Genomic DNA, 3,987 nt, shown 5'->3' with positions numbered 1-3,987 from the left:
CAGCAGCAAAAGCACCGGAGCCAATCGGGGTAACAGCCAAAGCACCTCGTTCCAGTCACCCTGAGCCAGATCCCCGGCCCCCCAGATAAAAAGGTTTCGCACGTATTGGTCATTAAGCAGTACTAAGGCGGATGATAGGGCGCCAAAAAGTAAACTCACCGCCATACCGGCCAGTACAATCGGTAGCCCACGTAACCCAGAGCGCCGGGCAACCAAAAGACTTAAGCCGGTTGCCAGAACGGCACCAAACAGCGCCCACCACTCCCGGTAAAGCGTCGCCAGACTTGGAAAGAGCACCGACGCAGCAACCAGCCCCAGCCAGGCACCGGATGAGGCACCTAGGGTCATAGGTGAAACCAGGGGGTTCTGCAGCAGTTGCTGCATCATACTGCCCACTAAGCCAAGTACGGCTCCGGCCATAATCGCCATCAGCAGCCGGGGCATATCACTGTAGAGATACTCAAAGCTGCTGAAGTTTTCTGCCTGAGCACCAAGCCATAAAGCCAATTGCTCCGTTAAGGGCAGTTGAGTCCGCGTTTGCAGATGCCACAGACCGATGACCAGCAGAGCGGTCAAACCCAGTGTAAACCCCGCCATCGGTCTGACAGTGGTCCTTTGCTGAAGACTCAGTGCGGTTTTTATCCCATTGCAGGCCTTAAAAAGTAACCGAAAAGATCGGGTGTCTTGCCCGGAGTTACGGTGGGGCAATGTTGTTTGTCCCATCAGTGAGCGGCTCCATGGGATTGAGCGGTCCTAATATCTTCGGGCAGTGCCGTCAGAGCCTCAACAAAGTGTTCCGCCAGATAGCGGACCGATAAGGCTCCGCCATAGGTCCATGTTGATTTTACGGGAGCAATTCGGCCTTCCGAGACAAAGGGCCTCATACGAAACAGCGGGCGTTGGAAGAGTTTCTCTTCGTTGGGTAACGGGCGGATATAGAGCAGTACACCTTCAAGGTATGCCAGATCCCGAATCGGCTTCTGCACTTGCCCCCATGTGGTGCTTGGGATATCAAGAGCGGCTTTCAGACCAAGAGCATCCAGAGCAGCCGTTGGCATGGAGTTATCGCCATAGACGCGGGCGTGGTTTGCATCACCAAAGCGTGCCACACTGACCTTAGGTGGTTGCCCATTAAAGTGCTGCCAGACTTTCTCTTTAAGCTTGGCCAGTGTCTCATCCCTCTTCTTCAGTTTGGCTTTGGCATATTCCTCTCTGCCAAGAGCTTTACCCAGCTCGATAAAGGAATGCTCAATCGCCTGAATATTGCTGTGATCCGCGCGATAGTTGTCAAAATAGAGCACGGGTGCGATCGGGCTCAGCTTTGCCACCATATCCTGCTGCATGCTACCAACGATGATAAGGTCTGGTTTCAGCTCAGCCAGACGTTCGACGTTAGGTTCTGCGCGGGTACCCACATCGATGACACCATCCGGGATTTCTGGTCTGGCGACCCAGGTTTTGTAACCTTTAACATCGGCCATACCAACCGGAGTAACACCCAGTTCCAGCACCTCTTCAGTTGCCCCCCAGTTCAGGGTGATAACCCGTGTTGCAGGTTGCGGAAATTCGTGTTGATCCAAGCTATCCTCTACGGCCACCGCAAAAGCCGGAGAACTGGCTACAAAGCTAAGAGTCAGTGCGGCTGTGAGTGCTTTGCTCAATTGTTTAATGGTGTTTAACAACATGTTTTACTCGACTTTTGGACGTTCTTTGAAATCAATTTTCTAGGCAACGATGGCAACTTCATGCCCGTGGGGGTGCTGAAGCGTCTGAATCGGCAGGTCGTAAAGGGCTGTCAGACTATCGCTGTTCATTAGTGCCTCAGGCTTATCGTCAAAGATGATGACACCCTGCTTCAGCGCCAGAATGCGATCGGCAAAACGGGCCGCCAGATTGATATCGTGCAGAATGATGACGACCCCCCGGTCGGTTGCCCGATTGAGCCGGTACAGCAGGCTCATCAAGGCATACTGATGGGAGAGATCAAGGGCTGAGGTAGGCTCATCCAACAGCATATAGGGTGTTTGCTGAGCCAGTAGCATGGCGATCCAGGCTCTTTGCCGTTCGCCGCCGGACATCTGATCGACGGTATTGTCCCGATAAGCATCAAGATCGGTATCGGAAATCGCCTGATCGATAATCTGCTCATCGTCACGTTGCCAGCGCCCTAGCAGGCCCCGCCACGGAAAGCGTCCCAGACGGACCAGCTCTCTGACATTAAGGCCATCGGCAACCGGCAGATGCTGAGGCAGATAAGCGATATTTTGAGCCAGTTGCTTCTGGCTCATCGTCTCTAATGGGTCGCCATCAAACAGAATTCTCCCCTGATCGGGGCCGACCTGACGGGCCAGAAGTTTCATCAGCGTGGACTTGCCAGAGCCGTTGTGACCGAGGATGACGGTGATTTCATTTTCGTTAAGTGCCAGATCGTCAATGGCAAGGATGGTTCTCCCCTGCCGCTCAACCCGGATATCCTTCAGGTGCAACATACTTCTTCCTGCCTGTTGTCGTGTAAAAAAGTTCTGATTTAAATCGTGTTCAGATCGGAATGGGCTGTGTTTTGTGGTCTGTCGCTCTCTAGCCTGAGGCTTCCCGCCAGCTTTGCTGTATGAGGCGAATGCGTTCCGGCATCTTATTTTTTGGGCAGCTGGCGCAGACCTTGCCACCGCGCTTACGAAAATGCTGACAGCAGCCCTTTCGGTTCAGAGCCAGTCGCTCTTCAGGCGAACTCATGGCATCGGTTTGATGTTCGAGCCGCATCAGGTCACTGGCACCCTGGAGATCTATTGCTTCTAACCACTGACTGGCCAGCATTTCAGTATGCTGATGACTGGTGTCGCTGTACTCGCCCTTGCTATTCAGGCGTTGCAGCAGCAAAAGGGTACCCAAAAGACGGTCGGCAAAAAGGCGTTTGGCGAGATTCGGATTGATCGGAACCTGTTCGCAGGTTTGTTCCAGCAAGGTATCGAGCAGTTTTCTCAGATGGAAGCCGCAGCTGTTTATCAGTGATGCCGGATTCTGAGCAAAGGTAAAAGCAGTCTCAGGAATTGACAGACCCGCGACCCTCGCTCCCTGAACCCTTTGTCCCATCTGGCGCACATCCGTAATCAGTTGGAATTCACTGGCGGCCACCACGCTCAGAATAACCGGTTGCCAGCAGAGCATATTCCAGCATTGAGCGCTCCAGTAGAAACGTCCGGCTTCAGGCTCTGAATCCTGTATAGCCTGATAAAGCTGACTCATTCGCTTGCTTTCCGGATCATTAGTGGCGAGTTCACCGCATGCCGCAGGTTGCAGGTCTAGGGTCATGCTGGGCAGGTAGTGGCTGACAAGCTGCGATAAGCCCTGAATTGAACGCTGTCTCACCTGTTCTACCGGGTTTTCCGGCACGGATTTGGGGGCTTCCTGATGATGGATACCGTGATGCGCTCTGCTGTTCATTCTTCGCCCAATCACCCTGTAGGGTGTTTTGAAAGTGTTATCAGGTGCAAATGATAATCTATATCAATAGAAGATGTGAATAGTTGAGAATTAATCGCATTATCAGGCGGTAGGACTGTTAGGATTCTGGCCATCCACTATTCGCTAATGTGGGCGTGATTCGATAGTGTGAGCGTGGTTTGGCTGTATTTCTTTTAACAGACGGATCATAATGCAGCCCTTTTCGTTTCGCCTCCTGTGCGAGACCTTAAGCTTTTTTCTGCAGTGAGTGAGCTATTATGGGTTCCCGTAAATCGATGGATTTCTTCGCCTTCAGTCTGATGGTCGGATTCTGTCTGGTCATGGCCTTTCAACAGGTCATTCTTAAAGCCGTCGCAACAGATCTGGCACCGGTGTTTCAGATCGCCTTACGTTCCGGTATTGGTGCTGTGCTGATCGGAATGCTGATGATCTATCATCACCAGGGCATTCGTCTGTCCGCGGAGAATCGTATTCCCGCGCTAGCCATCGGCACACTGTTCGCACTGGAGTTTCTGATGCTGGGTG

Annotated in this window: 4 protein-coding genes and 1 pseudogene; 1 reads left to right on the top strand and 4 read right to left on the bottom strand. The window is 52.7% G+C overall.

The genetic code is table 11. The features are described from left to right. The 4 genes from AC4GL5_RS18280 to AC4GL5_RS18265 all read right to left on the bottom strand — a co-directional run. Window positions 1–597, bottom strand: a 597-nt coding sequence (locus AC4GL5_RS18280) for an iron chelate uptake ABC transporter family permease subunit (protein ID WP_490384241.1), incomplete at its 3' end; no start/stop codon positions are given. 125 nt (window positions 598–722) lie between these two features. Further along, a complete protein-coding gene (locus AC4GL5_RS18275; protein ID WP_490384240.1) occupies window positions 723–1,685 on the bottom strand; it encodes an iron-siderophore ABC transporter substrate-binding protein in 963 nt (320 codons plus the stop codon). A 39-nt stretch (window positions 1,686–1,724) separates the two neighbouring features. After that, window positions 1,725–2,489, bottom strand: coding sequence for an ABC transporter ATP-binding protein (locus tag AC4GL5_RS18270; RefSeq protein WP_490384239.1), 765 nt, complete (start codon window positions 2,487–2,489; stop codon window positions 1,725–1,727). Between the two features lie 88 nt (window positions 2,490–2,577). Continuing rightward, entirely contained in the window at window positions 2,578–3,441 is an 864-nt protein-coding gene (locus AC4GL5_RS18265) for a siderophore ferric iron reductase (protein ID WP_490384238.1), read from the bottom strand. Window positions 3,442–3,719: 278 nt separating this feature from the next. On the opposite strand from AC4GL5_RS18265, the pseudogene AC4GL5_RS18260 reads away from it, so the two are divergent. Next, window positions 3,720–3,987: pseudogene (locus AC4GL5_RS18260) on the top strand (EamA/RhaT family transporter); the annotation flags it as partial.

The sequence above is a fragment of the Oceanospirillum sp. genome (genome assembly GCF_982874595.1).
The sequence above is the reverse complement of the archived record's forward strand: the minus strand, read 5'-3'. Positions and strand labels throughout refer to the sequence as shown.

Coding starts and splice junctions, on each gene's coding strand:
- AC4GL5_RS18275 (WP_490384240.1), bottom strand. CDS start 1,685: ATGTTGTTAAACACCATTAAACAATTGAGCAAAGCACTCACAGCCGCA.
- AC4GL5_RS18270 (WP_490384239.1), bottom strand. CDS start 2,489: ATGTTGCACCTGAAGGATATCCGGGTTGAGCGGCAGGGGAGAACCATC.
- AC4GL5_RS18265 (WP_490384238.1), bottom strand. CDS start 3,441: ATGAACAGCAGAGCGCATCACGGTATCCATCATCAGGAAGCCCCCAAA.